Below are 24,530 nucleotides of genomic sequence, written 5' to 3'. Positions count from 1 at the left end.
GGGCGAAACCGTGCGAGACAGGAGCAGGGATATGCAGCACCGCATCATCGTCCTCGGAGCCGGATACAGCGGAGCCATCGCCGCCGGGCGGCTCGCCAAGCGGCTGCGGCGCGAAGACGTCGCCATCACCCTCGTCAACGCCGAGCCCGACTTCGTCGAGCGGGTCCGGCTGCACCAGCTCGCGGCCGGCCAGGACCTCAGGCCCCGGCCCCTCGCCGAGATGTTCGCGGGCACCGGCGTCGCGCTGAAGTTCGCGCGGGTCACCGCGGTCGACGCCGATCGCAGGACCGTCTCCGTCGTCGATGGCGACGGCGCCGGGCAGCAGTTGTCGTACGACACGCTCGTGTACGCCCTGGGGAGTGCCTGGAACGACCAGGGCGTCCCCGGCGCCGCCGAGCACGCCCACCAGATCGCGAGCCGCCCCGGCGCGCTGCGGCTGCGCGAGCGCCTCGCCCGGCTGGCGGGCGGGGAGTCCGTGGTCGTCGTCGGCGGCGGTCTCACCGGCATCGAGGCCGCGACCGAGATCGCCGAGGCCCGCCCGGACCTCGATGTCGCCCTCGCCGCCCGCGGCGGCCTCGGCGACTGGCTCTCGCCCAAGGGCCGCCGTCACCTGCAAGTCGTCTTCGGCAGGCTGGGCATCACCGCGTACGAGAACGTCGATGTCACCGGCGTCGAGGACGGCCAAGTGGCCACCGCCGACGGCACGTTCATCCCGGCCGCGGTCACCGTGTGGACCACCGGCTTCGCCGTCCACCCGATCGCGCGGGCCACCACCCTGGAGGTCACCGGCACGGGCCGGATCGTGGTCGACGCGACCATGCGGTCCGTCTCGCACCCGGACGTGTACGCCATCGGTGACGCGGCCATGGCGATGGGCCCCGGCGACAAGCCGCTGCGGATGTCGTGCGCCTCGGGCACCCCCATGGCGTGGCAGGCCGCCGACGCCATCGCGGCCCGCCTGACCGGCGGAAAGCTCCCGAACGTGCCGCTGCGCTACTTCAACCAGTGCATCTCGCTGGGCCGCAAGGAGGGCCTGGTCCAGTACGTCACCGCCGACGACCGTGCCGTCCGGGCGGCCCTGACGGGGCGGTTCGCCGCCCTGTACAAGGAACTGGTCTGCAAGGGCGCGGCCTGGGGCGTCGCCAACCCGCTGCTCGGGATGCCGGCCCGGCGCCGCCCCGTCGTGGTGCGCGAGCCGGCCGGGGTGGACCCGGCGGTCGAGGCGCCCGCCTGACCGTCAGGCACGTCGGAAGGGGAGCCCCTCCCCGCGAGGGCGCCCCCTTCCGCCCCGCCCTAACCCACCCGCTCCGACAGGAACGCCTCCCACGTGCGGCTGCCCACCGTCGCCCGCTCCAGGGACAGGTTCTCGCCCGCCCGGTACGCGCGGCCCGTCTTTCCCGGGAGGCGGATCGGCAGCATCGGGCGGCGGCTGCCGCGTGCCGCGAGGTAACCGCGGGCCAGGTCGGCCATCGCGTACACCTTCGGGCCTGTCAGGTCCGGCACAAGCCCGGCCGGGTCCCCCAGCGTCAACTCGACCAGCCTGCTTGCCACTTCGCGCGAGTCGACCGGCTGGAAGCGGAGGCCGCCCGGGCAGGGCACCACCGGCAGCTTCGCCATCTTCGACACGACGGTGAGGGTCAGGTCGTGGAACTGGGCGGCGCGCAGTGTGGTGTACGGGATGCCGGATTCGGCGATGGCCCGCTCGGCCCCGAGCTTGGACCTGAAGTAGGCCAGCGGCATCGTGTCCGTACCGATGACGGAGATGTAGACCAGGTACCGCACCCCGGCCCGCTTCGCGGCGCGTACGAGGTTGCGGGTCGCCTCGTCGTCGCCCTTGGCGCCGCCCGCGAGGTGCAGGACCGTCTCGACCCCGTCGAGCGCCGCTTCGATGCCCTCGTCCTTGAGCAGGTCGGCGGTCACGTACTCGATGCCGTCCGCGGACGGGCGCTCCTGCCGGGTGAGGACCCGCACGTCGCGGCCCGCCGCGCGCAGCAGGGGGACGACGTGGCCGCCCAGCGTGCCCGTGCCGCCGGTGACGAGGATGGGGGACGTCGATGTCATGGCTGCTCCAGCTTGTCCGGTGCGGGGGCCCGGCCCCGCCGCGTTCCGCCCGGTCGGGTGGATCTGCTGCTCTGACACCGGGCGGTGCGGGGATGTGACACGGGTGGCAGCCCAAGCCCCGGACGGACTTCCGGCGGGGCGGGCCCCTCACCGGCAGAACCTCACCAGCAGTCGCTCGCCCCGCACAGCTCGACCTTCTCGACACCGGGCAACTGCTCCGTCCTCTCCTTCAGCCGGGCGCGCTCCCGCGGGGAGAGGCCTTCGGGGAAATCGACCTTCAGGAAGTCGATGCCGTCGCCGCTCAACTCGACGACATCCGTCGCGCCGAACCCGCGCAGCAGCTCCTGCACATCCCCGAGGCCGCGGTCGTAGTGGCCGTCCTCGGGATGGAGCGGGGCCCGGTAGGCGTGGGGCTCGGCGAAGGCGGGGGCCACCACGAGATCCCAGACGAACACCGTCGGGCCGATCGTCGCGCCCAGCGCGAGGAGTGCGCCGGCAACGCCCAGGATCCGCGCCCCGACCGGGCGCCTGCGGGGGTCCGCGTGGGCGGCGAGGAGCAGGAGCGCGGCCGACGGCAGGAGCACGAACAGCCCCAGCATGAAGCCCACCACCGACAGGAACACGGAGGTGAGACCTATCCCGACGCAGGCCCGGACGAATGCCTCCCGCCGGTGCAGGACCAGCAGGGGCACGGCCACCGGGAGCCCGCAGAACACGAACAGGACTACGGCCGACGTGACATGCGCGCCCAGCGCCAGCCACGGAAGGGTGGCAAGGACGGCGCCCGCCGCAAGACCGGCCTGCCACCGATGAGCCCGCTCCCCCGCCACCGCATTCACACGCACGATCGCCCTCCCCAGGCACCCGACACGCCAAGTTGAACGCGTTCAAGTTAACCGATGGCGAGAGCTCCCCCTCACCCCGCCCCCGGTTCCGCCAACCTTCGCTCCAGGAACGCCCGTTCCGCCGCGTTGTCCGTACGGTCGAGCGCCTTCCGGTACGCCGTCGCCGCCTCCTCGTCACGGCCCAGGCGGCGCAGCAGGTCCGCGCGGGTGGCGTGGAAGAGGTGGTACGAGTCCAGGGCGAGGGCGTCGACCAGGGCGAGGGCCTCGGCCGGGCCCTCCGTCTCGGCCACCGCGATGGCCCGGTTGAGGGCCACCACGGGAGTCGGGGCGAGGGCGAGCAGCTGGTCGTACAGCTGCCGGACCTGGTGCCAGTCCGTCGCCCGGGGCGTCCCGGCATCGCTGTGCACGGCGTTGATCGCGGCCAGGATCTGGTACGGGCCCGGCCGGTTGCGGCGCAGGCACCGGCGCACCAACTCCTGGCCCTCCGCGACGAGCTCGGGGTTCCAGCGGGTGCGGTCCTGGTCGGCGAGGAGGACGAGCTCTCCGTCCGGGCCGGACCTGGCGGCCCGGCGGGACTCGGTGAGCAGCATCAGCGCGAGCAGGCCGAGGGCCTCCGGCTCGTCCGGCATGAGCTCGACGAGCAGCCGGCCCAGCCGCACGGCCTCCGCGCACAGGTCGTCCCGTACGAGACGCTCGCCCGAGCTCGCCGCGTACCCCTCGTTGAAGATCAGGTAGACGACGGCGAGCACCGCCGCGAGCCGGTCCGGGAGGTCCGCCTCGTGCGGGATCCGGTACGGGATGCCGGCGTCGCGGATCTTGGCCTTGGCTCGCACCAGACGCTGGGCCATCGTCGGCTCGGGCACCAGGAAGGCGCGGGCGATCTCCGCGGTGCTCAGTCCTCCCAACAGTCGCAGGGTCAGGGCGACTTGGGCCGCCGGGGCGAGCGAAGGGTGGCAGCAGGTGAAGATCAGGCGGAGCCGGTCGTCGCGCACGGGGCCCTCCTCGGCGGGTTCGTCGGCGGCGTACAACTCGGCCCGCCGCACGGCCTCGGCCTGCCGGTCCGCGCGGGTCGCCTCCCTGCGCAGGCGGTCCACGGCCCGGTTGCGGGCGGTGGTGATGATCCAGCCGGCCGGGCTCGGCGGCAGCCCGTCGCCGGGCCACCGGGCCACCGCCGTCGCGAACGCGTCCTGCACCGCCTCCTCGGCGAGATCGATGTCACCGAGGACACGGACCAGTACGGCCACCGCGCGGCCGTACTCCGCCCGGAAGACCCGCTCGACCTCGGCGCCCTCCGGAACACGGGGCTCCGGACCCGTCACTCTTCGACTTCGCCGTGGAACGGCCGCACCTCGATGGGCAGCGTCGTGGCGTGCAGCGCCTTGCGGCCCCAGTCCAGGGCGGCGTCGAGGTCGGGCGCCTTCACGATGCACAGCCCGCCGAGGTACTCCTTGCTCTCGATGTACGGGCCATCGGTGGTGAGCACGTCGCTGCCCTTCGCACGGAGGACGGTGGCCGTGCCGGGCGCGGCGAGGCCTCCGGCGAATACCCAGGCCCCGGCGTCCTTCAGCTCCTGGTGGAAGGCGTCCAGGTTCGCCATGATCCGCGTCATCTCGTCGGGCGTGGGCGGCGTCCCCTCGGTCGGCTGGACCACGCTGAGCAGGTAGTACCGCGCGTTCGTCATCACGTTCTCCCAGGACGGTGGCGCCCCGGCGGGGCGGCCCTCACCATCTATACGAACGGGGACCGGCCGGATCGACACGGAACACGGCGGCGTGCGGATATTTTTCCGCGCGCCCGCCCCTCGGCCCGTACGGTTTCGGGCAACCGAGCTGGGAGGACACCCCGTGGGTGAGAACAAGCGGCTGATGCTGGCCGGCGAGTGGTACATCCCCGACGACCCCGAACTCCGCGCGGACACCGAGCGCCGCGCCGAACTCTGCGCCGCCTACAACGCGGCCACCACGGCCCCGTCCGCCGACCGGCACAAGATCCTCGCGGAGCTCCTCGGCGGGGTCGGCGAGTCCGTACGCGTCAGGGCGCCCTTCCAGTGCGACTTCGGCTACAACATCACCATCGGCGCCGGTACGTTCGTGAACTTCGGCGCCGTCTTCCTCGACACCGGCCGGATCACGCTCGGCGCCGATGTCCAGATCGGCCCGAACGTCCAACTCCTCACTCCCACCCACGAGTTGGACGCCGAGAGGCGGCGGGCGGGCTGGGAGAAGGCGCTGCCCGTGACCATCGGGGACAACGTGTGGCTGGGCGGCGGCGTGATCGTGTGCCCCGGGGTGACGATCGGCGCGAACACGGTGGTGGGCGCGGGCGCCGTCGTCACCAAGGATCTGCCGCCGAATGTGCTCGCGGTCGGCAACCCGGCCCGGGTCGTGCGCGAGCTGACCTGACCAGAGCTTGGCTCGACCCGGGCCGGACTCGGCCTCAGGCGGCCGCCGGGCCGCTCCAGGCCCCGGCCTCCAGGCACAGGTGCCAGCGCCGGGCCGCCCCGGTCAGGGTGACCGTGGACAGCGGGCGGACCTCGACGTTCCAGTACGCGGCGGGCGGCGCCTTCAGGGCGTAGACCAGCGCGGCCCGGACGACGGCGGGTTCGGCGACCGCCAGGATCGAGCTGCCGTCGTCCGCGGGCCGGGTGTCCAGCCAGGCACCTATCCGGGTGATGAACGCGAGCAGCGACTCGCCGCCGTGCGGGGCCGCCCACGGGTCGGCGAGCCAGGCGTCGACGGCGGCCGGCTCGCAGGCCGTGACCTCGGCGAGGGTACGGCCGCGCCAGCGCCCCATGTCGCAGTCCCGCAGGCCGGGCTGGGCCATCGGCGCGTAGCCGAGCGCGGTGCCGGTCGCCCGGCTGCGCGGGCTCGGGGAGCAGTAGCGCAGCTCCGCCGCGCCGAGCGGCACGAGGGCGCGCGCGGCCAGCTCCACCGCGTGCCAGCCGGCCCCGTCCAGCGGCCGGTCGTCGTCGAAACGCTCGTCGAGGAGCGCGGAGCTGCGTGCGGCGGCGACCAGCGTGACCCGGTTCATGGCCGCGATCGTGAGGCCAGAGGCGTGACAGGTCAAGAGGCGATGAGCCGCTATTGCAGGCCGAGCGCCATCCACTTGTCCGGGGTTTCCAGAGTGCGGAAGCCGATCTTCTCGTAGACCCCGTGGGCGTCCGCCGTGGCGAGCAGGATGCGGCGCAGGCCGTGCGGCTCCAGGTGGTCCCGCACGGCGGTCACAAGGGCGGTGCCGAGCCCCTTGCCGCGCACCGCGGGATCGACGTACACATCGCAGAGCCAGGCGAAGGTGGCACGGTCGGTGACGACCCGCGCATAGGCGACCTGCTCGCCCGAACTTCCGTCATATGCACCGAAGTTGAGGGATCCGGCGATGGCGGCGTCCTGCTTCTCCCGGGTGCGGCCGAGCGCCCAGTACGCGTCCGTGGAGAGCCAGTGATGGACGAGGGCGGCATCGAGGCGCGCCGGGTCGCTGGAGATCGTGTACTCGCGGAAGATCACGTCACTCATGCGGGGAGCCTCGCAGGCGGCGGGCCGGTTGTCAGTGGCGGGTGCCACGCTGGTTGCCATGAGAGAGATACCAGGGACCGGCGCGCCGGCCGCCCGCTAGCCCAGCACCTCGTCCAGGGCCGTGCGCAGCCTGCGTACCGCCTCGGTGATCTCCGCGCGGCCCGTCACGCCCGCGAAGCCGAGGCGGATGTGGCCGGCCGGGGGTTCGGCGCCGAAGTAGGGGCGGCCGGGGGCGACGGCGACGCCCGCGCGCAGGACGGCGGACAGGACGGCGGTCTCCTCGATGCCGTCGGGCAGGCGGAGCCAGAGGTGGTAGCCGCCGGACGGGATGTGGGGCAGGGCGAGTTCGGGGAGGTGGTGCAGGACTGCGGCGGCCAGGGTTTCCCGGCGTGCGGTCAACTCGGCGGATACGGCGCGCAGATGGCGGCCCCAGGCCGGTGAGCCGACGAGTTCGAGGGCGGTCTCCTGCAGGGGGCGCGGCACGAAGAACGAGTCGACGACCTGGATGGCGCGCAGCCGTTCCAGTACGGGCCCGCGGGCGGCGAGCGCACCGACCCTGAGGCTCGGCGAGGTCGCCTTGGTGAGCGAGGAGACATGGACGACGACGCCGTCGGGGTCGTCGGCGGCGAGCGGGGCGGGCAGCGGGCCCGCGTCCTGGTGGGCGAGCCGGCGGGCGAAGTCGTCCTCGACGACGAACGCGCCGAAGGAGTGGGCGATGCGGACCACGTCGCGGCCGCGGTCCGGGGACAGGAGGGCGCCGGTCGGGTTCTGGAAGAGGGGCTGGCAGATGACGACGCGCGCGCCGGTGGCTTCGAAGGCGCGGGAGAGGAGTTCGGGGCGGATGCCGTCCGGGTCGACGGGGACCGGGACGGGGCGCAGGCCCGAGGCGCGGGCGATGGCCAGCAGACCGGGGTAGGTGGGCGACTCGACGAGGACGGGTGCGCCGGGTGCGGCGAGCGCGCGCAGGGTGGTGGTCAGGGCGGTCTGGCCGCCCGCGGTGACCAGGACGTCGGCGGCGGTGACGGTGCCGCCGATCTCCCGGGCGAACCATTCGCGCAGCTCGGTGAGCCCGTCGACGGGCGGGCGGCTCCAGACGCCGGGGCGCCGGCCGGCCCGGCCGAGGGCGGCGGCCATGGCCCGCTCGGGCCGCAGACCGGGGTCGAGGTAGCCGCCGCTGAGGTCGATGACCCCGGTCGGCGGAACGTTGAGGGTGGCAAGGACGCCGGAGGCGTCGACCGCGCGCGGGGCCGGGTCGGTGGCGCCGTCGGCGCTGAGCGCGACCTCCTGCCAGGAGGTGTCGCCGGTGCGGGCGGTCACCCTGCGCGGCTCGGCGCGGTAGGCGCCCGCCCCGGGCCGGGTGACGACCAGCCCCTCGGCGACGAGCTGGGCGAGCGCGCGGGAGACCGTGACCGGGGAGACCCGGTAGCGCTCGACCAGTGCCCGACTCGACGGCAGCTTTCCACCCACCGAGTAGCGATTCAGTTCATCACGAAGGGATTTCGCCAGTTCGGCCACACTGCTACGCTCATGCATGACAGCACAGGATAGCGCTACTGCACAGATGACGATAGCGGTCGGCGCGGACGACAGGTCCGCTTCCGGGTCCGCCGTGAAGGACAGCGGCTCCGGTTCCGTCCTGCCGGACAACGGGCCGGGTGCCGGTTCCGGCTCACTCCTGCCGCGCGGGGCGATGCTCGCCGCGCTCGGCGTGGTGTCCTTCTCGCTCACCTTCCCCGGTACCGCCTGGGGCCTGGAAAGCTTCGGGCCCTGGACGCTCGTGTCGCTGCGCATCGCGCTGTCCGCGCTGATCGCGGGTGCGCTGCTGCTCGGGCAGCGGGTGCCGTTCCCCGACCGGGCGCACTGGCCGGGCCTCGCGGTGGTCGCGGGCGGCTCGCTGATCGGGTTCCCGCTGCTCACCACGATCGCCCTGCAGACCTCGACGACCTCGCACGCCGCCGTGGTGATCGGACTGCTTCCGCTGGCCACGGCGGCCCTCGGCGCGGTGCGCACCGGGCGCCGGCCCTCGCGCGCGTTCTGGGCGGCCGCGCTGGCCGGGGCCGCGGTGGTGGCCGCGTTCACCGTGCAGCAGAGCGGCGGGGCGCTGTCCGCCGGGGATGTGTACCTGTTCGCGGCGCTGCTCGTGTGCGCGGCGGCGTATGTCGAGGGCGGAAGGCTCGCCTCGGTGATGCCGGGCTGGCACGTGGTCGGCTGGGCTCTGGTGCTGTGCCTGCCGTTCGCCCTGGTGGGGGCCGCGGTGGCGCTGGCGTACGAGCCCTGGCGGCTCACCGCGCACGGGGTGGCCGGGCTGCTGTGGCTGGCCGCGGGGTCCAACTTCTTCGGGCTCTACGTCTGGTACCGGGGCCTGGCCGCGATCGGCGTGCCCAAGGCCAGCCAGCTCCAGTTGGCCCAGCCGCTGCTCACGCTCCTGTGGTCGGTACTGCTGCTCGGCGAGCACCTGTCCCCGGCGGCCCCGCTGGCCGCGGCGGGCGTCCTGGTGTGCATCGCGGTGACCCAGCGGGCGCGGTCCTAGAGCCTGGATCCGGGCGGGGTCCGGACCCAGGTCCTGAGGCCCTGCCAACTTGCCCGTCCCGTCCTAGACTGGCCGCATGCGAGCAATGGTGGGCGACCGACTCCTCGTACACGGCAGGACCGTCGGGCAGCAGGACCGGCAGGCCGAGGTCATCGAGATTCTGGGACCCGACGGCACTCCCCCGTTCCGGGTGCGGTTCGAGGACGGGCACGAAACCCTGATGTCACCGGGTCCCGACACGGTGGTGCGGCACATCACCGAGGACGAGTAGCCGAAGGCCTTCAGCGGGCCCGTCGCGTGTAGTGGTCGGCGACGACGCGGGCCATGGCCCCGATGCGGTCCTCGGTGACCTCCTTCGCGGCGAAGAAGCAGTGGCCGCGCACCGAGGCGTACCGGTCGGCCAGGGTCAGATGGCGGGACAGCTCCGCCGGGTCCTGCCAGGCGGCGGGCTGCGCCGGGTCGCCCGCTTTGTACAGGGCCTCGCCGATGTACAGGTGGACGCCGGTGCCCCGGGCCACCTCGTCCCACCAGGGCACCAGGACGGCGTAGTCGGCGGCGGCGAACCCGATGTTCCAGTACACCTGCGGGCAGATGTAGTCGATCCAGCCCTCGCGCACCCACGTGCGGGTGTCGGCGTGCAGGTCGTCGTAGGTCTGGACGCCGGCGGTGGTCGCCGACCCGCGCTTGTCGCTCGACGCGTTGCGCCACACCGCGAACGGACTGATGCCGAAGACCAGCCGGCGGTTGACATGCTTGATCCGGGCGGCCGTCTCGCGCACCAGGAGGTCGATGTTGTTCCGCCGCCAGGCATCCCGGTCCGGGAAGCCGTCGCCGTACCGCTCGTAGGCCTCGTCGTCGTCGAAGGTCTCGCCCGCCACCGGATAGGGGTAGAAGTAGTCGTCCCAGTGCACGCCGTCGATGTCGTAGCGGCGCACCGCGTCCAGCATGGCGTCCTCGACGAACCGGCGGACCTCGGGCAGGCCCGGGTTGTAGTAGAGCTTTCCGCCGTACGCGACGGCCCAGTCGGGGTGGACGCGTGCCGGGTGCGTCGGGACGAGGCGCGAGAGGTCGGTGTGGTTGGCGATCCGGTACGGGTTCAACCAGGCGTGCAGTTCCAGGCCGCGCCGGTGCGCCTCGCGCACGGCGGTGCCCAGCGGGTCCCAGCCCGGATCCTGGCCCTGCACCCCGGTGAGCCACTGCGACCAGGGCTCGTACGGGGACGGCCAGAGCGCGTCGGCGGTCGGGCGGACCTGGAGGACCACCGTGTTCAGCCGCCGTTCGACCGCCTTGTCCAGGTGGGCGAGGAGCTCGGCGCGCTGGGCGGCGGCGGTCAGGCCCGGTCTGGAGGGCCAGTCCCGGTTGGCCACGGACGCGATCCACACCCCGCGGAAGTCCCGGCCACGGCGCCTGGCCGCCACCGTCCGCACCGCCTGTTCCAGTGTCCCGTCCCGGTCCGCGGCCACCGCGCCGCCCGCCGTGATCAGCCCGCTCAGCGCTCCGGCCGTGCCCGCCACGAAGCCCCGCCGCGTGATTCGTCCCACGTCGCACCCCTCACATTGGTCCCTCGGCCCAGGTGTACCGGAGAGCATGCCCGCCCCGGCCCCTCGTGCACGCGCGCGTCCGGAGTAACGTCAGGGGCTTAAGGCGGGCGCCGGAATCACACGGGGGACCTGCCGGGGACTGCAGTAGAGCGAAAGGCACGATGTGACCGACATCGAACGCGTCGGAATTGTGGGCTGTGGCCAGATGGGCGCGGGCATCGCGGAGGTGTGCGCCCGCAGCGGCCTGGACGTCATGGTCGCCGAGACCACCGGCGAGGCCCTGGAGATCGGCCGCACCCGGCTGCACAACTCCCTCTCGAAGGCGGCCGAGCGCGGCAAGATCACCGAGGAGGAGCGCGACGCGACGCTCGCCCGGCTCAGCTTCACCACCGACCTCGGCGAGTTCGCCGACCGCGACCTCGTGATCGAGGCCGTCGTGGAGAACGAGCAGGTCAAGACCGAGATCTTCCAGGTTCTCGACCAGGTGGTGACCCGCCCGGACGCGATCTTGGCATCCAACACCTCCTCCATCCCGCTGGTGAAGCTCGCGGTCGCCACCTCGCGCCCCGACCAGGTCATCGGCATCCACTTCTTCAACCCGGCCCCGGTGCAGAAGCTGGTCGAGCTGATTCCCGCGCTCACCACCTCCGAGGGCACCATCAGCCGGGCCCAGGTCCTGGTCGAGAAGGTGCTCGGCAAGCACGCCATCCGCGCACAGGACCGCTCGGGCTTCGTGGTCAACGCGCTGCTCATCCCGTATCTGCTCTCGGCGATCCGGATGTTCGAGTCGGGCATCGCGAGCCGTGAGGACATCGACAACGGCATGGAGCTCGGCTGCGCCCACCCGATGGGCCCGCTCAAGCTCTCCGACCTGATCGGCCTGGACACGGTCGCCTCGGTCGCGGACTCGATGTACGACGAGTTCAAGGAGCCGCTGTACGCCGCTCCCCCGCTGCTCCAGCGGATGGTCGACGCCGGCCGCCTCGGCCGCAAGACCGGGTCCGGTTTCTACTCGTACGCCTGAGTAAAACGGCGTACGTCTGTATACGCGGGTGTACGCCTGAAAGGCATGAGCCGGGCTCGTACCGCGCACACCGGGTGTGCGGAACGAGCCCGCATATGCCCATCGCACACGCTCCCGTCCCTGGAACACGGCGAGTTGACTCTGAGCCAACACATCCATGGCACGTCCGGAACAGGACTAAGGAGCCACGCCGTGTCCACCGACCCGGGACATTCGACCACCGTCGACGAGCTGGCGGAGTTACGACTCCGTCTGGACGTCGGCATGACCCGCCTGGACGGCCAGCTCGCGCTGCTCGCCCAGCGGGGCGAGCAGACAGAGCGCGAACTGACCGACGCGGTGGGACGGGTGGCGGCCCTCGAACATCTGAGGTGGCCGCTCCCCGCCCTCACCGTGCTGACCGCCGTCGGCGCACTCTCGCTCGCCGTGTGGCAGGCCCTCGGTCACTAGACGGTGCGGCGGCTAGCCGTCGGCGAGCCGCATGTGGTGCAGGAGCAGGAGTCCGGCCGCCATGTTGGCGGCCGGGACCTCCCCCCGGGCGACCATGTCGGGCACCAGTTTGAGGGGTATCCACTCGCGGCGGGACGACTCGAAGTCGTCCTCGGGGTGGCCGATGTACTCGGCCGACTCGGACCAGAACAGATGGTGCCGGGCGTCGATCAGCCCGTTGGCGGGCTCGACGGTGAGCAGGGGTTTGAGCGGCCCGGGCCGCCAGCCGGTCTCCTCCTCCATTTCACGGGCGGCGGCGGCCTCGATGTCCTCGCCGTCCTCGACGACCCCGGCGGCCAGTTCCCAGCCCCAGCTGTCGGTGATGAAGCGGTGCCGCCACAGCAGCAGCACCTCGTTGGCGGCGTTGACGGCGGTCGCGACGGCGACCGGCCGCAGCCTGATCAGGAAGTGGTCCAGGTGCCGCCCGTCCGGAAGCGCTACGTCCGCGAGGTTGACCCGAAACCAGCGATTCTCATACACAGTTTGTTCGCTCAGGTTCGTCCACTGCACGTTTCTGCCACCTTCCGACAAGTAGATGGCAATATCGCAGCAGGCTGACGGTCACAGGGGAACGCGAAGTGCCCCGTCGATCAGCTCGGCGGCTTCGTCGGCGCCGGCGCAACCGCTCTCCACCAGGTGCTCGCGCACCAGGCGCAGCCGGTCACGCAATCGCTGCGACTCCATCCCCCGGGCCCGCTCCGCCATTTCGACCGCGGTGGCCACGGCCCGGTCAGCGTCGCCCTGCCGCAGCTCGATCTGCGCGAGCATGGCGAGGCGGTGCACCCTGCCCCTGTCGTGGCAGGGCTCGTCGGCCGCGAGGGCGGCCTGTTCGCGCGCGGCCGTCAGATCGCCGAGGCTGAGCAGGGCCTCGGCCACCTGGACATTGACCAGGCCCGGCTGGACGTAGCCGGTCTCGGCAGGCTCCTGGCCCGGCCTGATCCGCCCGGCCGCCGACTCGGCGCTCATGATCGAGGACAGCGCGCTCTGCCCGTCGCCCAGATGCGCGTACGCCTTGGCCTGCATCGCGTGCAGATCGGCCGCGAGCGCGGGGCTCAGCCGGCCGCCCGCCGCCCGCAGGGCCGCTTCCGCGAAGGCGACCGACTGGCGGTAGTCCCGCATGAACAGGGACTGGTTGACGAGCAGGGCGATGACGTAGGCGCCAAGTCCCCTGTCCCCGCTGGCCTTCGCGAGCCGCAGCGCCTGGTGGAAGTAGCGCTGGGCGAGACCCTGGGCGTTGGAGTCGTACGCGCAGATTCCGGCGATGGCCACCAACCCGCCGGTGGCCCGGTGCAGTTGGCGCCCGGTGGCGTCCGTGTAGCCGCCGCGCAGTAAGGGGGCGGTCTCCGCGTTGAGGAAGCCGACGATGCGCGAGCGGGTCGCGATGCCGCCCGCCTTGCGGTACATCAGCTCGTAGTGCTCGCGCGCCGAGCGCAGCATCTCGATGTCCGACTCGCCCACCGCGGTCTGCCCGTTGCGCGACACATCGGTGTCCTCCGGCGGGTTCTCCCACTCCCATACGGGCATGACGGCCGGGGTACCGGTGACCGCCGGGGCGTCGAGTATGTGCGTGCGCTGCTGTTCGTCCGAGCGCCACAGGGCGGTGGCCCGCTCGACGAATCCGGCGAGCGGCGAGCCGTGTGCGGGGACCGGTTCGCCCGGCACCCCGAGGCCGATGTCGTCGAGGGTGACCCGGCGGCGCAGCCGCCCCGCGAGCACCTCGCAGATCAGGTCGGGCACCTGGCCGCGCGGCCGCTGCCCCTTCAACCACCGCGCCACGGCGGTGTGTTCGTATCTGAGTGCGAGGCCTCTGGCCCGGCCCGCCTGGTTCACCCGGGCGGCCAGCCCGGCGTGTGAGATCCCCGCCTCGTCCACCAGGGCGTCGAGCAGGGTATTGGGCTGCATGGGGCCCTCCGTTGGCTCGGTGAAGTCAGCGTAGACGAGCCCGGTTCACACGGGGTGTGAAGCGAGTACCCGCATTTATGCGCCGCGCTCTCTGCCCATGAGGGTCCCCAGTCGGTTGACTCTAAATCGCCTCTCCTCGAGGCGACCGGGCCGCCGGCTCCCCCTCGAACAGTGCGGCGGCCCGCTCCCGGCGCCGTCCGCCCTGTCCGCGCTGCCCGGCACTCCCGGCAGGGTGGCGGCGCCCCACGGTCAGCGGTGCACACCCGCCGCCCCGCTGCCGGTCGGCTGGGCGGGCACCCGGACCCGGTCGTTGCGCAGCACCAGCAGGGCCACGTCGTCCGAGAGCCGTCCGCGGGTGTGGCGCAGGAGAGCGCGCTGGACCTGCTCGACGACGTCCGCCGGGGACACCGGCGAGGTGCGGGCCGCGTGGGCGAGGGCCTCGCGCAGCGCGAAGAACCGCCCGGCTCCGTCCCGCGCGTCCTCGGCGCCGTCGGTGTGCAGGCACAGCGCCTCGCCGGGCAGCAGCCGGGTGCAGCGCATCGGGGCCAGTTCGGCCGGGAGCGGGAAGGGCCCGAGCGGCGGCAGCGGGTCGCCGGGCGTGAGCGGCTCGGCTCCGTGGCAGAGCCGGTGGGGCCACGGATGCCCGCAGTTGAGGGCGTACACCTCGCCGCCCGGGCGGATCTCCAGGAGCAGTACGGTGACGAACTCCTCGGCGAGCGGGCTGTCCGGCTCACAGCCGCCCGCAGCGGGGTGTTCGGCGCGGCAGCGCTCGCGCAGGTGCCGGGCCAGCGCCCGGTCCAATCTCCGCAGGACGCCCGCCAGTTGGGGCTCGTCGTAGGCGGCCTCGCGGAAGCTGCCGAGCACGGCGGCGACCGCGCCGATCGCACCGAGCCCGTGGCCGCGTACGTCGCCGATCACGACACGCACCCCGTACGGCGTCGACATCGCCTCGTAGAGGTCGCCGCCGATCGACGCGCCGCGGCTCACGGAGAGCTGGCCGGCGGCGAGCGCGATCCCGTCGAGCCGCGAGGGCAGTGGCCTCAGGAGCACCCGCTGGGCGACCTCGGCGATGTGCCGGATCCGCCGCAACTCCCGTTCGGCGGTGGCCCGTACGCCGTTGGCCAGCCACACCACGGCGATCAGGAAGCCCAGGCATGTCGCGATCCGCAGGCCCATGCGGTCCGAGCGGGCCAGCGGGCAGGCCAGCTGCCAGGCGATGACCAGGACGAGCCAGCCGGACGGCAGGCCCAGGGCGAGGCCGAGGGCCCGGCGGGAGCGGAGTGCGGCCGCGCAGGCCGAGATCCATCCCGGTGTACGGATCATGCCGTCGGCCCCCCTGGCCTTGCGCGCTCATTGCACCGACCGCTCGGGCCGGAGGCCGCACCGGCCTGCACGGCCGCACTGATTCTGTCGATCGTCCGCGCCCTTGTGCGCAGTCGACCGGACTTCTCACCCGAATGAGTGAGGCGGCTACGGCTCGTCCGTGGACGGCGAGAGGGGCGCACCGGGAATCCCGGTGCGCCCCTCTCGGTGCGTGCTCGTGCGGGCTAGGCGCCGCGCAGCACCGCGCCCGTGGCCTCGGCCGCGCGGGTCACCGCCGCGTCGCGGGCGGCCGTGGCCTCCTCGACGGTCAGGGTGCGGTCGGCCGCGCGGAACCGCAGCGCGTAGGCCAGCGACTTCTTGCCCTCGCCGACCTGCTCGCCGCTGTAGACGTCGAACAGCCGGATGGACTCCAGGAGTTCACCGGCGCCGGCGCTCAGCGCGTCCTCCACGGCGGCGGCCGGGACCTGGGCGTCGACGACGAGCGCCACGTCCTGGGTGGCCACCGGGAAGGTGGAGATGCTCGGCGCCTGCACGGCGCCCTCTCCGGCCCGCTCGACGACGTCGAGGTCGAGCTCCATCGCACAGCTGCGGGCGGGCAGCCCGAACGCCTTGACGACGCGCGGGTGCAGCTCACCGGCGTACCCGGCGAGGGTCTTCACACCCTCGACGAACACGTACAGCTCGGCGCAGCGGCCCGGGTGCCAGGGGCCGTACTGGCCCTTCTCCACGGCGAGTTCGAGCCCCGCCTCGCGGGCCACGGTGCGGGCGGCCTCGATCGCGTCGGCCCAGTCGGCCGGGCGGCCCTTGCCCCACCAGCCGGCCTGCTCGCGCGCACCGGCGATGACGGCGCCCACGTGGCGCGGCTGCACGGGCAGCACGGCGTTGAGGGCGGCGATCTCGTCGTCGGTGGGACGGCGGTCGACGGGCAGCCGGGCCGCGACGCCCGGGTTCGCCGACGGGTGGAAGACCAGGCCCGTCTCGAACAGCGCCAGGTCGTGGCTGCCGCGGCCGTCGTTGCGGCGCAGCGTGGCGAGGAGGCCGGGCAGCAGCGTGGTGCGCAGCGCCGGCTCCTCGTCGCTGAGCGGGTTGACCAGCTTCACGACGGAGCGGTTGGCGTCGTCCTTGTCGAGACCGAGCTGGTCGAAGACCGACTCGGCGACGAACGGGTAGCTCGGCGCCTCGGTGAATCCGGCGCCGGCGAGCGCCCGGCCGACCCTGCGGTGCAGGCGCTGACGCTCCGTCAGGCCCCGTCCGGCGGGCGGCTTGGGCAGCGTGGAGGGCAGGTTGGCGTAGCCCTCCAGGCGGATGACCTCTTCGGCCAGGTCGTTCGGCTCGGTGAGGTCGGGGCGCCAGGACGGCACGGTCACGACGAGCTCGTCCTGCCCGTACGCGTCGCAGCCGACCTCCTGGAGGCGGCGTACGACGGTCTCGCGGCCGTACTCGATGCCCGCGACGCGGTCCGGGTGGTCCGCGCGCATGGAGATGGTGCGCGGCGCGGACGGCGAGACGATCTCGGTGACGCCGGCCTCGGCCGTTCCGCCCGCAAGCAGCACGAGCAGGTCGACGGTCCGCTGGGCGGCGGCGGACGCTGCCTGCGGGTCGACGCCGCGCTCGAAGCGCTTGGACGCCTCGGAGGTCAGCTTGTGGCGGCGCGCGGTACGGGCGATGGCGACCGCGTCGAAGTGCGCGGCCTCGATGACGACCTCGGTGGTGCCCTTGACCTCGCCGGTCCCGGGGTCCGTGACGGAGTCGGCGATCTCGGTGTTGGCTCCGCCCATCACCCCGGCGAGGCCGATGGGGCCCCGGTTGTCGGTGATGACGAGGTCGGCGGCGTCCAGCTTGCGCTTGGTGCCGTCGAGGGTGGTGAGGAGCTCGCCCGGCTCGGCGCGGCGCACGCCGATGGGGCCGTCGACCAGGGTGCGGTCGTAGGCGTGCAGCGGCTGGCCGAGCTCGATCATCACGTAGTTGGTGATGTCGACGGCGAGCGAGATCGGGCGCATCCCGGCCTTCTGCAGCCGGCGCTGCAGCCAGATCGGGGAGCGGGCCTCGGGGTCGAGGCCGGTCACGGTGCGCGCGGTGAAGCGGTCGCAGCCGATCGGGTCGGCGACCTTCACCGGGTAGCCGTACGAGTTGGGCGCGGGCACGTCGAGGAGCGCCGGGTCGCGCAGCGGCAGGCCGTAGGCGATGGCGGTCTCGCGGGCGACGCCGCGCATCGACAGGCAGTCGCCGCGGTTGGCGGTGACGGCGATGTCGAGGACCTCGTCGACGAGTTCGAGCAGCGCGATCGCGTCGGTGCCGACCTCGTGCTCCGGGGGCAGCACGATGATGCCGCCGGTGGTGTCCGGGCCCATGCCGAGCTCGTCACTGGAGCAGATCATGCCGTGCGAGGTCCTGCCGTACGTCTTGCGCGCGGCGATCGCGAAGTCGCCGGGCAGCACGGCGCCGGGCAGCACCACGACGACCTTGTCGCCGACCGCGAAGTTGCGGGCGCCGCAGACGATCTCCTGGGGCTCACCGGTGCCGTTGGCCTGGCCGACGTCGACGGTGCAGAAGCGGATGGGCTTCTTGAAGCCCTCCAGCTCCTCGATGGTGAGGACCTTGCCGACGACGAGCGGGCCCTTGAGCCCTTGGCCGAGCTGCTCGACGGTCTCGACCTCCAGGCCGCCGTCGACGAGCTTGGCCTGCACATCGCGGCCGGTCTCGGTGGCGGGGAGGTCGACGTACTCCCGCAGCCAGGAAAGCGGGACCCGCATCAGATCTCCATCCCGAACGGCCGGGTGAACCGGACGTCACCCTCGACCATGTCTCGCATGTCTTCGACGTTGTGGCGGAACATCAGCATTCGTTCGATGCCGAAGCCGAAGGCGAATCCGCTGTACTTCTCGGGGTCCACACCGCAGGCGGCGAGCACCTTCGGGTTGACCATGCCGCAGCCGCCGAGCTCGATCCAGCCCTCGCTGGAGCAGGTGCGGCAGGGCCGGTCCGGGTTGCCGACGGACTCGCCGCGGCAGACGTAGCAGACCATGTCCATCTCGGCGGACGGCTCGGTGAAGGGGAAGAAGTTCGGCCTCAGGCGCGTCTTCATGTCCTCGCCGAACAGGGCCTTGACCATGTGGTCGAGGGTGCCCTTGAGGTCGGCCATGGTGAGGCCCTCGTCCACGGCGAGCAGCTCGACCTGGTGGAAGACCGGGCTGTGCGTGGCGTCCAGCTCGTCGGTGCGGTACACCCGGCCGGGGCAGATCACGTACACCGGAGGCTCGCGGTCGAGCATGGAGCGGATCTGCACGGGCGAGGTGTGGGTGCGCAGCACGACACCGGAGTTGGCGGATCCGTCCGGGCCCTGCACGAAGAACGTGTCGTGCTCGGTGCGGGCCGGGTGGTCCGGGCCGATGTTGAGCGCGTCGAAGGTGAACCACTCGGCCTCGGCCTGCGGGCCCTCGGCGACCTCGTAGCCCATGGCCACGAAGACGTCCTCGATGCGCTCGGAGAGCGTCGTCAGCGGGTGGCGGGCGCCGGCCGGAACGCGGTCGTGGGGCAGCGTGACGTCCACGGCCTCCTCGACCAGGACCCGGGCATCCCGCTCGTCCTCCAGCTCGGCCTGGCGCGCGGCCAGGGCCTTGTTCACGGCGCCGCGGGCCATGCCCACGAGCTTGCCGGCCGCGGCCTTGGCCTGCGGCGGCAGCGCGCCGATCTCGCGGTTGGCGAGCGAGAGGGGCGAGGTACCACCGGTGTGCGCGGTCTTCGCCTGGGCGAGCGCGTCGAGGTCGCCGGCGGCCGCGAAGGCGGCGAGCGCCTCGTCCCGCATGCGCTCGATCTCTTCCGGTTTCAGTGCCTCGACCTCGACAGGGTCGTACGACTTATTGGGTGCCGACATCTCTTCCCGTGCTTCCGATTGTCTTGGCTGGGGGTCCCCGCGACCGCGAAGCGATACCGCGATAGCGCGCGGACACAAACGCGCCAAAGGTCGAGTCTAACGGGGTACTGGAATGCGGTTGCGCCCGTGGGCGGCTCGGGGGCGATCTACTGGAGATACGCCGGAGCCGCGACGGGCAGGATAAATCGGAACTGGGCACCGCCACCGGGGCCGCGGCCCACCGTGATGGTGCCGCCGTGCGCCTCGACGATGCCCTTGACGATGTACAGGCCGAGCCCGGTTCCGCCACGCTTGCTCCCCCGCCAGAAGCGGGTGAAGACACGGCCCATCGACTCCTCCGGGATGCCGGGGCCTTCGTCGCTCACGGTGACGGCCGTTCCCTTCTCGTCGTGCTCGTCGATACGGACGGGCGCTGGTGCCACCTCAATGGTGACGGTTCCCTCGCCGTGGCGCACCGCGTTTTCCAGCAGATTGCCGAGCACCTGGTCGATCTTGTCCGGATCCGCCCACAGGTCGGGCAGCGGCCGCTGGATGCGGACCAGGAAGCGGTCCGGGGACTGTCCGGAGGCGACATGGGCCTGGAGGTGGCGGCCGACGGCGGCGGGGATGTCGACCGGCTGGCGGCGCACTTCGAGGCGGCCCGAGTCGATGCGCGAGATGTCGAGGAGTTCGGCGATGAGCCGGGTGACGCGGTTGGCGTCGGCGTCGACGGTCTCCAGCATGAGCCGCTTCTGGTCGTCCGTGAACCGCTCCCACTTGGCGAGCAGCGTCGCGGTGAAGCCCTTCACGGAGGTCAGCGGCGAGCGCAGCTCGTGGGCGACGGTGGCGATCAGCTCGGCGTGCGAGCGTTCGGTGCGCCGCCGCGCCTCGGTGGAGCGCAGGCTGACCACGACCCGGCGCACGGGCCCGGTCGGGTGCTCGCGTACGTAGCGTGCGGAGACCAGCACTTCGCGGCCGCCGGGCAGCAGCAGATTGCGTTCGGGCTGGCCGACCCTGATGGCGAGGCCGCCGTACGGATCGGTGAGCTGCCACCAGCGGCGGCCCTTGAGGTCCTCCAGGGGCAGCGCGTGCTCCAGCGGGAAGCCGAGCGCCTCGTGCTTCGCGACCGCCGTGATCCTGACGGCGGCGGCGTTGAAGCAGATCACCTGCCCCTTGTCGTCGGCGACGACGATGCCGTCGGGCAGGTCGTCCGGGTCGAAGCCGAGGACGTCAGGACGGCCGGACGGGCACAGCGCGGTGCTGTTGCCGATGCTGCTCATGCCGACAGCCATCCCCCTATCCCACCTCTCCGAAGCGCTGAGTGGGCCCCCGAGCCCGCAACACTACTAGTACGAGGTGACGGAGCGGCACCCTCCGGCAGCACGCTGCGCACGAGCGGAGGCGTAGAGGCACACGGCGGCGGCGGTGGCGAGGTTGAGGCTTTCGGCCTTGCCGTGGATGGGCACGCGCACCACGGCGTCCGCGAGTGCGCGGGTCTCCTCGGGCAGGCCCCAGGCTTCGTTGCCGAAGATCCACGCGGTGGGCCCGCCCATGGTCCCGGCGTCCAGCTCGGCGTCGAGGTCGTCGTCGCCGGCGCCGTCGGCCGCGAGGATGCGTACGCCCGCGTCCCGCAGGCCCTGGACGGCCTGCTCGACAGGGACGCCCACCGCGACCGGCAGATGGAAGAGCGAACCGACCGACGCACGGACGGACTTGGGGTTGTAGAGGTCGACGGAGGCGTCGGTGAGGACGACCGCGTCGGCGCCGGCCGCGTCCGCGCAGCGCAGCACGGTGCCGGCGTTCCCGGGGTCGCGGACGTGCGCGAGCACGGCGACCAGCTTGGGCTCGGCCTTGAGGATCTCCTCGAACGGGGAGTCCAGGAACCGGCATACGCCGACCAGGCCCTGCGGCGTCACGGTCTGGGAGACCTCGGCGAGCACCTCGTCGTCGGCGTAGTGGACGCGGGCGCCCGCGTCCACGGCGGCGGCCACGATGTCGGCGTACCGCTCGGCGGCCTCGACGGTGGTGAACAGCTCGACGAGGGTGGGCTCGCCGTCGCTGTGGTGCTCGACGGCCTCGCGCACGGCCTGCGGCCCCTCGGCGATGAACCGGCGCTCCTTGCCCCGGAAGTTGCGCCGCGCGAGCCGCTTGGCGGCGGCGACGCGGGGGGAACGGGAGGAGATCAGCTCGGGGCTGGACATGTACTCGCGGTCTCTCTACGAGGGAGCGGGGGTGCGTCCCGCCGGGGGCTCGGGGCGGTGCCGATGTGCGGCTCCGCCGCGATGGGGGTCCCCCTGTTCGAGCGAAGCCGAGAACTTGGGGGAACGACCAGCCACGCACGACCCGCGGTCAAAAGCGGGGCCGGCCCGGGAAGGCCGGGGTCTCCGGAACGCACGGACCCGCAGGCCGATGGCCTGCGGGTCCGGTCCGGCTCAACAAGCCGTCAGGCGCTTACGCGGCCTTCGGGGCGTTGACGTCGCTCGGGAGGGCCTTCTGGGCCACCTCGACGAGCGCGGCGAACGCGTTGGCGTCGTTGACCGCGAGCTCGGCCAGGATCTTGCGGTCCACCTCGATGTTGGCGGCCTTCAGACCCTGGATGAGGCGGTTGTACGTCATGCCGTTCTGGCGGGCAGCGGCGTTGATGCGCTGGATCCACAGCTGACGGAAGTCGCCCTTGCGCTTCTTGCGGTCGTTGTAGTTGTAGACCAGCGAGTGGGTGACCTGCTCCTTGGCCTTGCGGTACAGGCGCGAACGCTGACCGCGGTAGCCGGAGGCCGCCTCGAGGATTGCCCGGCGCTTCTTGTGGGCGTTTACTGCCCGCTTGACGCGTGCCACTTGTTAACTCCTTGTAGCGGGGCCGTGGTTGGACTCACACGACCCGAAATCGAATAGGTCCCGGTCTCGACGTTCCGCCTCCGGAATCCGGAGGCGGAGGAACGTCACTTGCCGAGAAGCTTCTTGACCTTCTTGGCGTCGGCCGGAGCCAGGACGACCGTGCCCGTCAGCGAGCGGGTCTTCTTGGACGACTTGTGCTCGAGCAGGTGGCGCTTGCCGGCGCGCTCACGGAGCACCTTGCCGGAGCCGGTGATCTTGAAGCGCTTGCTGGCACCGCTGTGCGACTTGTTCTTCGGCATAGCGCCGTTATCTCCTCGTCAGTGGCGCTCCCAGCCGGTCCGGGGACCGGCGCTCGGGAGCGTCATATGTATCGGTTGATATCCGGAACGGGCTGTCCCGGAATCAGGCCTCGGCGGGTTCCTCGGCCGGCGTGGCCTCGGCGGCGGGCGCCTCGGCGACGGTCTCGTCCTGGGCGGACTCCTCCGTCTGAGCCGACTGACCCTGGCGCTCCGCCTTGCGGGCCGCCTGGGCCTCGCGGGCTTCGGCCATCGCCTCGGTCTTCTTCTTGTGCGGACCGAGAACCATGATCATGTTTCGGCCGTCCTGCTTCGGGCTGGACTCGACGAAGCCGAGGTCCTCCACGTCCGAAGCGAGGCGCTGGAGCAGTCGGTAGCCGAGTTCCGGCCGGGACTGCTCACGACCACGGAACATGATCGTGATCTTGACCTTGTCGCCCTGCTTGAGGAACCGGACGACGTGACCCTTTTTGGTGTCGTAGTCGTGCGGGTCGATCTTCGGCCGGAGCTTCATCTCCTTGATGACCGTGTGCGCCTGGTTCTTGCGCGCCTCACGGGCCTTCATGGCCGACTCGTACTTGAACTTCCCGTAGTCCATGAGCTTGCACACGGGCGGACGGGCGGTCGCCGCGACCTCGACCAGGTCGAGGTCATACTCCTGGGCGAGCTCCAGGGCCTTGGCAAGCGGAACAATTCCGACCTGCTCGCCGCTGGGGCCGACAAGTCGCACCTCGGGAACGCGAATCCGGTCGTTGATGCGGGGCTCGGCGCTGATGGATCCTCCTCGGTAGCACCACACGACTGTCTGGCAGACAGCCGCGTACGTCTCTATTGACGTGACCAACCGCCGCGAGGCACAAAAAATGCCCCGGACGGACACAGGCGGGGCTCCAAGAAAACCGGAACACCGCCGCGGTCTACCGCGGGGCGCACATCGGGCGGCTCCATCGTCCGTACGGAACGATGGTGGCCACCTGACCGGATGACCCGCCGCCCGTGAGGGTGGTCGGGTGGGAGATCGGAGCCTCCACTTGTGGGCCGGGCACACGTGCCTGGCCGGTCGTTACACAAGGTTAGCAGGAACCGGACAGAGGGGCTAATCGAGTGCGCGGGAAGAGGAGCGGCGCGCACCGCATATCGTGTGGGCATGAGTGAGACGCCCCCCAAAGAGCCCGCAGACTTCGACACCATGGCCCGCGACATCGCGGAGGTTCCGGCGGTCGAGGTGATCGTGACGGTCGCCGTGAACCTGATGAGCGCCGCCGCCGTGAAGCTCGGTCTGACCGAGGAGGGCGACCAGTACAAGGACCTCGACGAGGCCCGCAAGCTCGTGCACGCCCTGGCCGGTCTCCTTGACGCCGGGGCCACCGAGATCTCGTCGTTCCACGCCGCCCCGCTGCGCGACGGCCTCAAGTCGCTGCAGCTCGCGTTCCGCGAGGCGTCGATCGTGCCGGACGAGCCGGGCCAGGGTCCGGGCGAGAAGTACACGGGCGCCGTCTTCGGCTGAGCCCCTGCGTCGACGAAGAGAGCCGAGCCGCTCCTCCCCCCTCAGCGGGTGAAGAGCGGCTCGTTCGGCTGTGGGGCCCCCGTCGGCAGCAGCGCCAGGTCGAGGCCGCGTACGAGCCGGGCCCGCAGGGTCTCGTCGGCGGCGATCAGCTCGGCCACCTCGCGGGCCGCGTCGGCGGGTGCCGCGCCGTCGGCGAGGACCAGGGCGAGCGTGCCGTCCGCGCTGCCGGGCCCGAGGTGGGCCCGCATCACCGTGGGGACGGCGGCCACCGCCGAGCGGACCGCCTCGATCACCGAGGGGTCCTGGAGCGGGTCCGCGCTGGTGCGGCCCTCCGCGAGGGCGAGCAGGGCCGCGCCCTTCAGCTCGTACGCGACCGGGCCCGCGAGGTCGATGACCACGGTGTCGGCCTTCTCGTGCACGGCGGCCGCAAGGGCCTGCTGCAGCGGGACGGCGACGGGCCGGGCTTCGGGGTCCCACAGCGCGAGTGCCCCGATGGAGGTGAACGCGGGCAGCGCCGTGCGGTCGCCAGCCTTCAGGGTGGGGACGGCCATGTCGCTGGTCTTCTCGCGCTTGAGGCCGTTTTCGTCGATCTCGCTCTCGCCGAGCATCGCGACGACCGGCACGAGCAGGCGGGCCGTGCGCAGCGCGGCCAGCACCCGCGGTTCGGCCGCTCTGTCCTCGGCCCAGGCGGCCAGCGCCTCGGTCAGTTCGGGGGCGGCAGTGCCGTCGTCGTCGGAGAAGCCGGAATCCGGGATGTTCTTGAGCGCCACGTCACGAGCCTATCCGGGCCCGCCGCGGCCTTCGCGCCCGCC

Annotated in this window: 26 protein-coding genes; 7 read left to right on the top strand and 19 right to left on the bottom strand. The window is 72.3% G+C overall.

All coding sequences use genetic code 11. The annotated features are described in order from the left end of the window. The first annotated feature begins 31 nt into the window (after positions 1–31). On the top strand, positions 32–1,234 hold the full coding sequence (locus tag ABD346_RS18105; protein WP_344375958.1) for an NAD(P)/FAD-dependent oxidoreductase: 1,203 nt from the start codon (positions 32–34) through the stop codon (positions 1,232–1,234). Between the two features lie 59 nt (positions 1,235–1,293). Here the strand turns inward: ABD346_RS18105 and ABD346_RS18100 are convergent, their stop codons facing one another. The 4 genes from ABD346_RS18100 to ABD346_RS18085 form a co-directional block, all read right to left on the bottom strand. Further along, positions 1,294–2,061: an SDR family oxidoreductase gene (locus tag ABD346_RS18100; protein ID WP_344375955.1), complete on the bottom strand. Its 768-nt coding sequence runs from the start codon at positions 2,059–2,061 to the stop codon at positions 1,294–1,296. Between the two features lie 161 nt (positions 2,062–2,222). After that, positions 2,223–2,906, bottom strand: coding sequence for a hypothetical protein (locus tag ABD346_RS18095; RefSeq protein WP_344375953.1), 684 nt, complete (start codon positions 2,904–2,906; stop codon positions 2,223–2,225). A gap of 71 nt (positions 2,907–2,977) precedes the next feature. Further along, a complete protein-coding gene (locus ABD346_RS18090) occupies positions 2,978–4,225 on the bottom strand; it encodes an RNA polymerase sigma factor (protein ID WP_344375951.1) in 1,248 nt (415 codons plus the stop codon). Then, positions 4,222–4,587, bottom strand: coding sequence for a YciI family protein (locus ABD346_RS18085; RefSeq protein ID WP_344375950.1), 366 nt, complete (start codon positions 4,585–4,587; stop codon positions 4,222–4,224). Before ABD346_RS18085 ends, ABD346_RS18090 begins: the two co-directional genes overlap by 4 nt. A 163-nt stretch (positions 4,588–4,750) precedes the next feature. Between ABD346_RS18085 and ABD346_RS18080 the strand changes: the two genes are divergently transcribed. Beyond that, the gene (locus ABD346_RS18080; RefSeq protein WP_344375948.1) at positions 4,751–5,308 is read left to right on the top strand and encodes a sugar O-acetyltransferase; all 558 of its coding nucleotides are present in this window, start codon (positions 4,751–4,753) and stop codon (positions 5,306–5,308) included. Between the two features lie 34 nt (positions 5,309–5,342). Here the strand turns inward: ABD346_RS18080 and ABD346_RS18075 are convergent, their stop codons facing one another. The 3 genes from ABD346_RS18075 to ABD346_RS18065 form a co-directional block, all read right to left on the bottom strand. After that, a complete protein-coding gene (locus ABD346_RS18075; protein WP_344375946.1) occupies positions 5,343–5,936 on the bottom strand; it encodes a histidine phosphatase family protein in 594 nt (197 codons plus the stop codon). Positions 5,937–5,986: 50 nt separating this feature from the next. Further along, positions 5,987–6,418, bottom strand: a complete 432-nt coding sequence (locus ABD346_RS18070; RefSeq protein WP_344375943.1) for a GNAT family N-acetyltransferase — start codon at positions 6,416–6,418, stop codon at positions 5,987–5,989. Positions 6,419–6,514: 96 nt separating this feature from the next. Further along, positions 6,515–7,951 carry an aminotransferase-like domain-containing protein gene (locus tag ABD346_RS18065; RefSeq protein ID WP_344375941.1) on the bottom strand — a complete coding sequence of 479 codons (1,437 nt, stop codon included), beginning with the start codon at positions 7,949–7,951 and terminating at the stop codon, positions 6,515–6,517. A gap of 157 nt (positions 7,952–8,108) precedes the next feature. On the opposite strand from ABD346_RS18065, the gene ABD346_RS18060 reads away from it, so the two are divergent. Then, on the top strand, positions 8,109–8,948 hold the full coding sequence (locus ABD346_RS18060) for a DMT family transporter (protein WP_381226291.1): 840 nt from the start codon (positions 8,109–8,111) through the stop codon (positions 8,946–8,948). A 76-nt stretch (positions 8,949–9,024) separates the two neighbouring features. Next, entirely contained in the window at positions 9,025–9,219 is a 195-nt protein-coding gene (locus tag ABD346_RS18055) for a DUF1918 domain-containing protein (protein ID WP_344375937.1), read from the top strand. Between the two features lie 10 nt (positions 9,220–9,229). Here the strand turns inward: ABD346_RS18055 and ABD346_RS18050 are convergent, their stop codons facing one another. After that, entirely contained in the window at positions 9,230–10,489 is a 1,260-nt protein-coding gene (locus ABD346_RS18050; RefSeq protein ID WP_344375936.1) for a glycoside hydrolase family 10-like protein, read from the bottom strand. A gap of 163 nt (positions 10,490–10,652) precedes the next feature. On the opposite strand from ABD346_RS18050, the gene ABD346_RS18045 reads away from it, so the two are divergent. Next, on the top strand, positions 10,653–11,513 hold the full coding sequence (locus ABD346_RS18045) for a 3-hydroxybutyryl-CoA dehydrogenase (RefSeq protein ID WP_189962129.1): 861 nt from the start codon (positions 10,653–10,655) through the stop codon (positions 11,511–11,513). A gap of 192 nt (positions 11,514–11,705) precedes the next feature. Beyond that, positions 11,706–11,963, top strand: coding sequence for a hypothetical protein (locus ABD346_RS18040; protein WP_053723564.1), 258 nt, complete (start codon positions 11,706–11,708; stop codon positions 11,961–11,963). Between the two features lie 12 nt (positions 11,964–11,975). On the opposite strand, the gene ABD346_RS18035 is transcribed toward ABD346_RS18040, so the two are convergent. The 10 genes from ABD346_RS18035 to infC form a co-directional block, all read right to left on the bottom strand. Then, positions 11,976–12,512: an NUDIX domain-containing protein gene (locus ABD346_RS18035; RefSeq protein ID WP_344375933.1), complete on the bottom strand. Its 537-nt coding sequence runs from the start codon at positions 12,510–12,512 to the stop codon at positions 11,976–11,978. 51 nt (positions 12,513–12,563) lie between these two features. Next, a complete protein-coding gene (locus ABD346_RS18030; RefSeq protein WP_344375932.1) occupies positions 12,564–13,904 on the bottom strand; it encodes an NsdA family TPR-like regulatory protein in 1,341 nt (446 codons plus the stop codon). A 249-nt stretch (positions 13,905–14,153) separates the two neighbouring features. Continuing rightward, positions 14,154–15,227, bottom strand: a complete 1,074-nt coding sequence (locus ABD346_RS18025; protein WP_344375930.1) for a PP2C family protein-serine/threonine phosphatase — start codon at positions 15,225–15,227, stop codon at positions 14,154–14,156. Between the two features lie 224 nt (positions 15,228–15,451). Further along, positions 15,452–17,980, bottom strand: a complete 2,529-nt coding sequence (gene pheT, locus ABD346_RS18020) for a phenylalanine--tRNA ligase subunit beta (protein WP_344375929.1) — start codon at positions 17,978–17,980, stop codon at positions 15,452–15,454. After that, positions 17,980–19,101 carry a phenylalanine--tRNA ligase subunit alpha gene (gene pheS, locus ABD346_RS18015; protein ID WP_344375926.1) on the bottom strand — a complete coding sequence of 374 codons (1,122 nt, stop codon included), beginning with the start codon at positions 19,099–19,101 and terminating at the stop codon, positions 17,980–17,982. The genes pheT and pheS overlap by 1 nt, the downstream gene beginning before the upstream one ends. 146 nt (positions 19,102–19,247) lie before the next feature. Next, positions 19,248–20,360 carry a sensor histidine kinase gene (locus ABD346_RS18010; RefSeq protein WP_053723664.1) on the bottom strand — a complete coding sequence of 371 codons (1,113 nt, stop codon included), beginning with the start codon at positions 20,358–20,360 and terminating at the stop codon, positions 19,248–19,250. A gap of 66 nt (positions 20,361–20,426) precedes the next feature. After that, a complete protein-coding gene (locus ABD346_RS18005) occupies positions 20,427–21,281 on the bottom strand; it encodes a TrmH family RNA methyltransferase (protein ID WP_344375924.1) in 855 nt (284 codons plus the stop codon). A gap of 250 nt (positions 21,282–21,531) precedes the next feature. After that, entirely contained in the window at positions 21,532–21,915 is a 384-nt protein-coding gene (gene rplT, locus ABD346_RS18000; protein WP_003970214.1) for a 50S ribosomal protein L20, read from the bottom strand. 104 nt (positions 21,916–22,019) lie between these two features. Then, on the bottom strand, positions 22,020–22,214 hold the full coding sequence (gene rpmI, locus ABD346_RS17995) for a 50S ribosomal protein L35 (RefSeq protein ID WP_053723558.1): 195 nt from the start codon (positions 22,212–22,214) through the stop codon (positions 22,020–22,022). A gap of 103 nt (positions 22,215–22,317) precedes the next feature. Next, on the bottom strand, positions 22,318–23,010 hold the full coding sequence (gene infC / locus ABD346_RS17990) for a translation initiation factor IF-3 (protein WP_189962328.1): 693 nt from the start codon (positions 23,008–23,010) through the stop codon (positions 22,318–22,320). Positions 23,011–23,358: 348 nt separating this feature from the next. Between infC and ABD346_RS17985 the strand changes: the two genes are divergently transcribed. Continuing rightward, complete coding sequence (locus tag ABD346_RS17985; RefSeq protein ID WP_344375922.1) at positions 23,359–23,718, top strand: DUF1844 domain-containing protein; 360 nt, start codon at positions 23,359–23,361, stop codon at positions 23,716–23,718. A gap of 41 nt (positions 23,719–23,759) precedes the next feature. Here the strand turns inward: ABD346_RS17985 and ABD346_RS17980 are convergent, their stop codons facing one another. Further along, positions 23,760–24,488, bottom strand: coding sequence for an SseB family protein (locus tag ABD346_RS17980; RefSeq protein ID WP_344375920.1), 729 nt, complete (start codon positions 24,486–24,488; stop codon positions 23,760–23,762). Positions 24,489–24,530 lie beyond the last annotated feature (42 nt).

Origin of the sequence: Streptomyces mauvecolor (assembly GCF_039532965.1) — a bacterium.
Classification (GTDB): Bacteria; Actinomycetota; Actinomycetes; order Streptomycetales; family Streptomycetaceae; genus Streptomyces; species Streptomyces violascens.
Note: the sequence above shows the minus strand (reverse complement) of the source record. Positions and strands in the feature narration are given on the sequence as shown.

Bases quoted from the DNA above. Each gene is read 5' to 3' on its own strand.
- ABD346_RS18105 (WP_344375958.1), top strand. From the start codon at position 32: ATGCAGCACCGCATCATCGTCCTCGGAGCCGGATACAGCGGAGCCATC.
- ABD346_RS18100 (WP_344375955.1), bottom strand. From the start codon at position 2,061: ATGACATCGACGTCCCCCATCCTCGTCACCGGCGGCACGGGCACGCTG.
- ABD346_RS18085 (WP_344375950.1), bottom strand. From the start codon at position 4,587: ATGACGAACGCGCGGTACTACCTGCTCAGCGTGGTCCAGCCGACCGAG.
- ABD346_RS18075 (WP_344375946.1), bottom strand. From the start codon at position 5,936: ATGAACCGGGTCACGCTGGTCGCCGCCGCACGCAGCTCCGCGCTCCTC.
- ABD346_RS18070 (WP_344375943.1), bottom strand. From the start codon at position 6,418: ATGAGTGACGTGATCTTCCGCGAGTACACGATCTCCAGCGACCCGGCG.
- ABD346_RS18065 (WP_344375941.1), bottom strand. From the start codon at position 7,951: ATGCATGAGCGTAGCAGTGTGGCCGAACTGGCGAAATCCCTTCGTGAT.
- ABD346_RS18060 (WP_381226291.1), top strand. From the start codon at position 8,109: ATGCTCGCCGCGCTCGGCGTGGTGTCCTTCTCGCTCACCTTCCCCGGT.
- ABD346_RS18055 (WP_344375937.1), top strand. From the start codon at position 9,025: ATGCGAGCAATGGTGGGCGACCGACTCCTCGTACACGGCAGGACCGTC.
- ABD346_RS18030 (WP_344375932.1), bottom strand. From the start codon at position 13,904: ATGCAGCCCAATACCCTGCTCGACGCCCTGGTGGACGAGGCGGGGATC.
- ABD346_RS18025 (WP_344375930.1), bottom strand. From the start codon at position 15,227: ATGATCCGTACACCGGGATGGATCTCGGCCTGCGCGGCCGCACTCCGC.
- pheT (WP_344375929.1), bottom strand. From the start codon at position 17,980: ATGCGGGTCCCGCTTTCCTGGCTGCGGGAGTACGTCGACCTCCCCGCC.
- pheS (WP_344375926.1), bottom strand. From the start codon at position 19,101: ATGTCGGCACCCAATAAGTCGTACGACCCTGTCGAGGTCGAGGCACTG.
- ABD346_RS18010 (WP_053723664.1), bottom strand. From the start codon at position 20,360: ATGAGCAGCATCGGCAACAGCACCGCGCTGTGCCCGTCCGGCCGTCCT.
- ABD346_RS18005 (WP_344375924.1), bottom strand. From the start codon at position 21,281: ATGTCCAGCCCCGAGCTGATCTCCTCCCGTTCCCCCCGCGTCGCCGCC.
- rpmI (WP_053723558.1), bottom strand. From the start codon at position 22,214: ATGCCGAAGAACAAGTCGCACAGCGGTGCCAGCAAGCGCTTCAAGATC.
- ABD346_RS17985 (WP_344375922.1), top strand. From the start codon at position 23,359: ATGAGTGAGACGCCCCCCAAAGAGCCCGCAGACTTCGACACCATGGCC.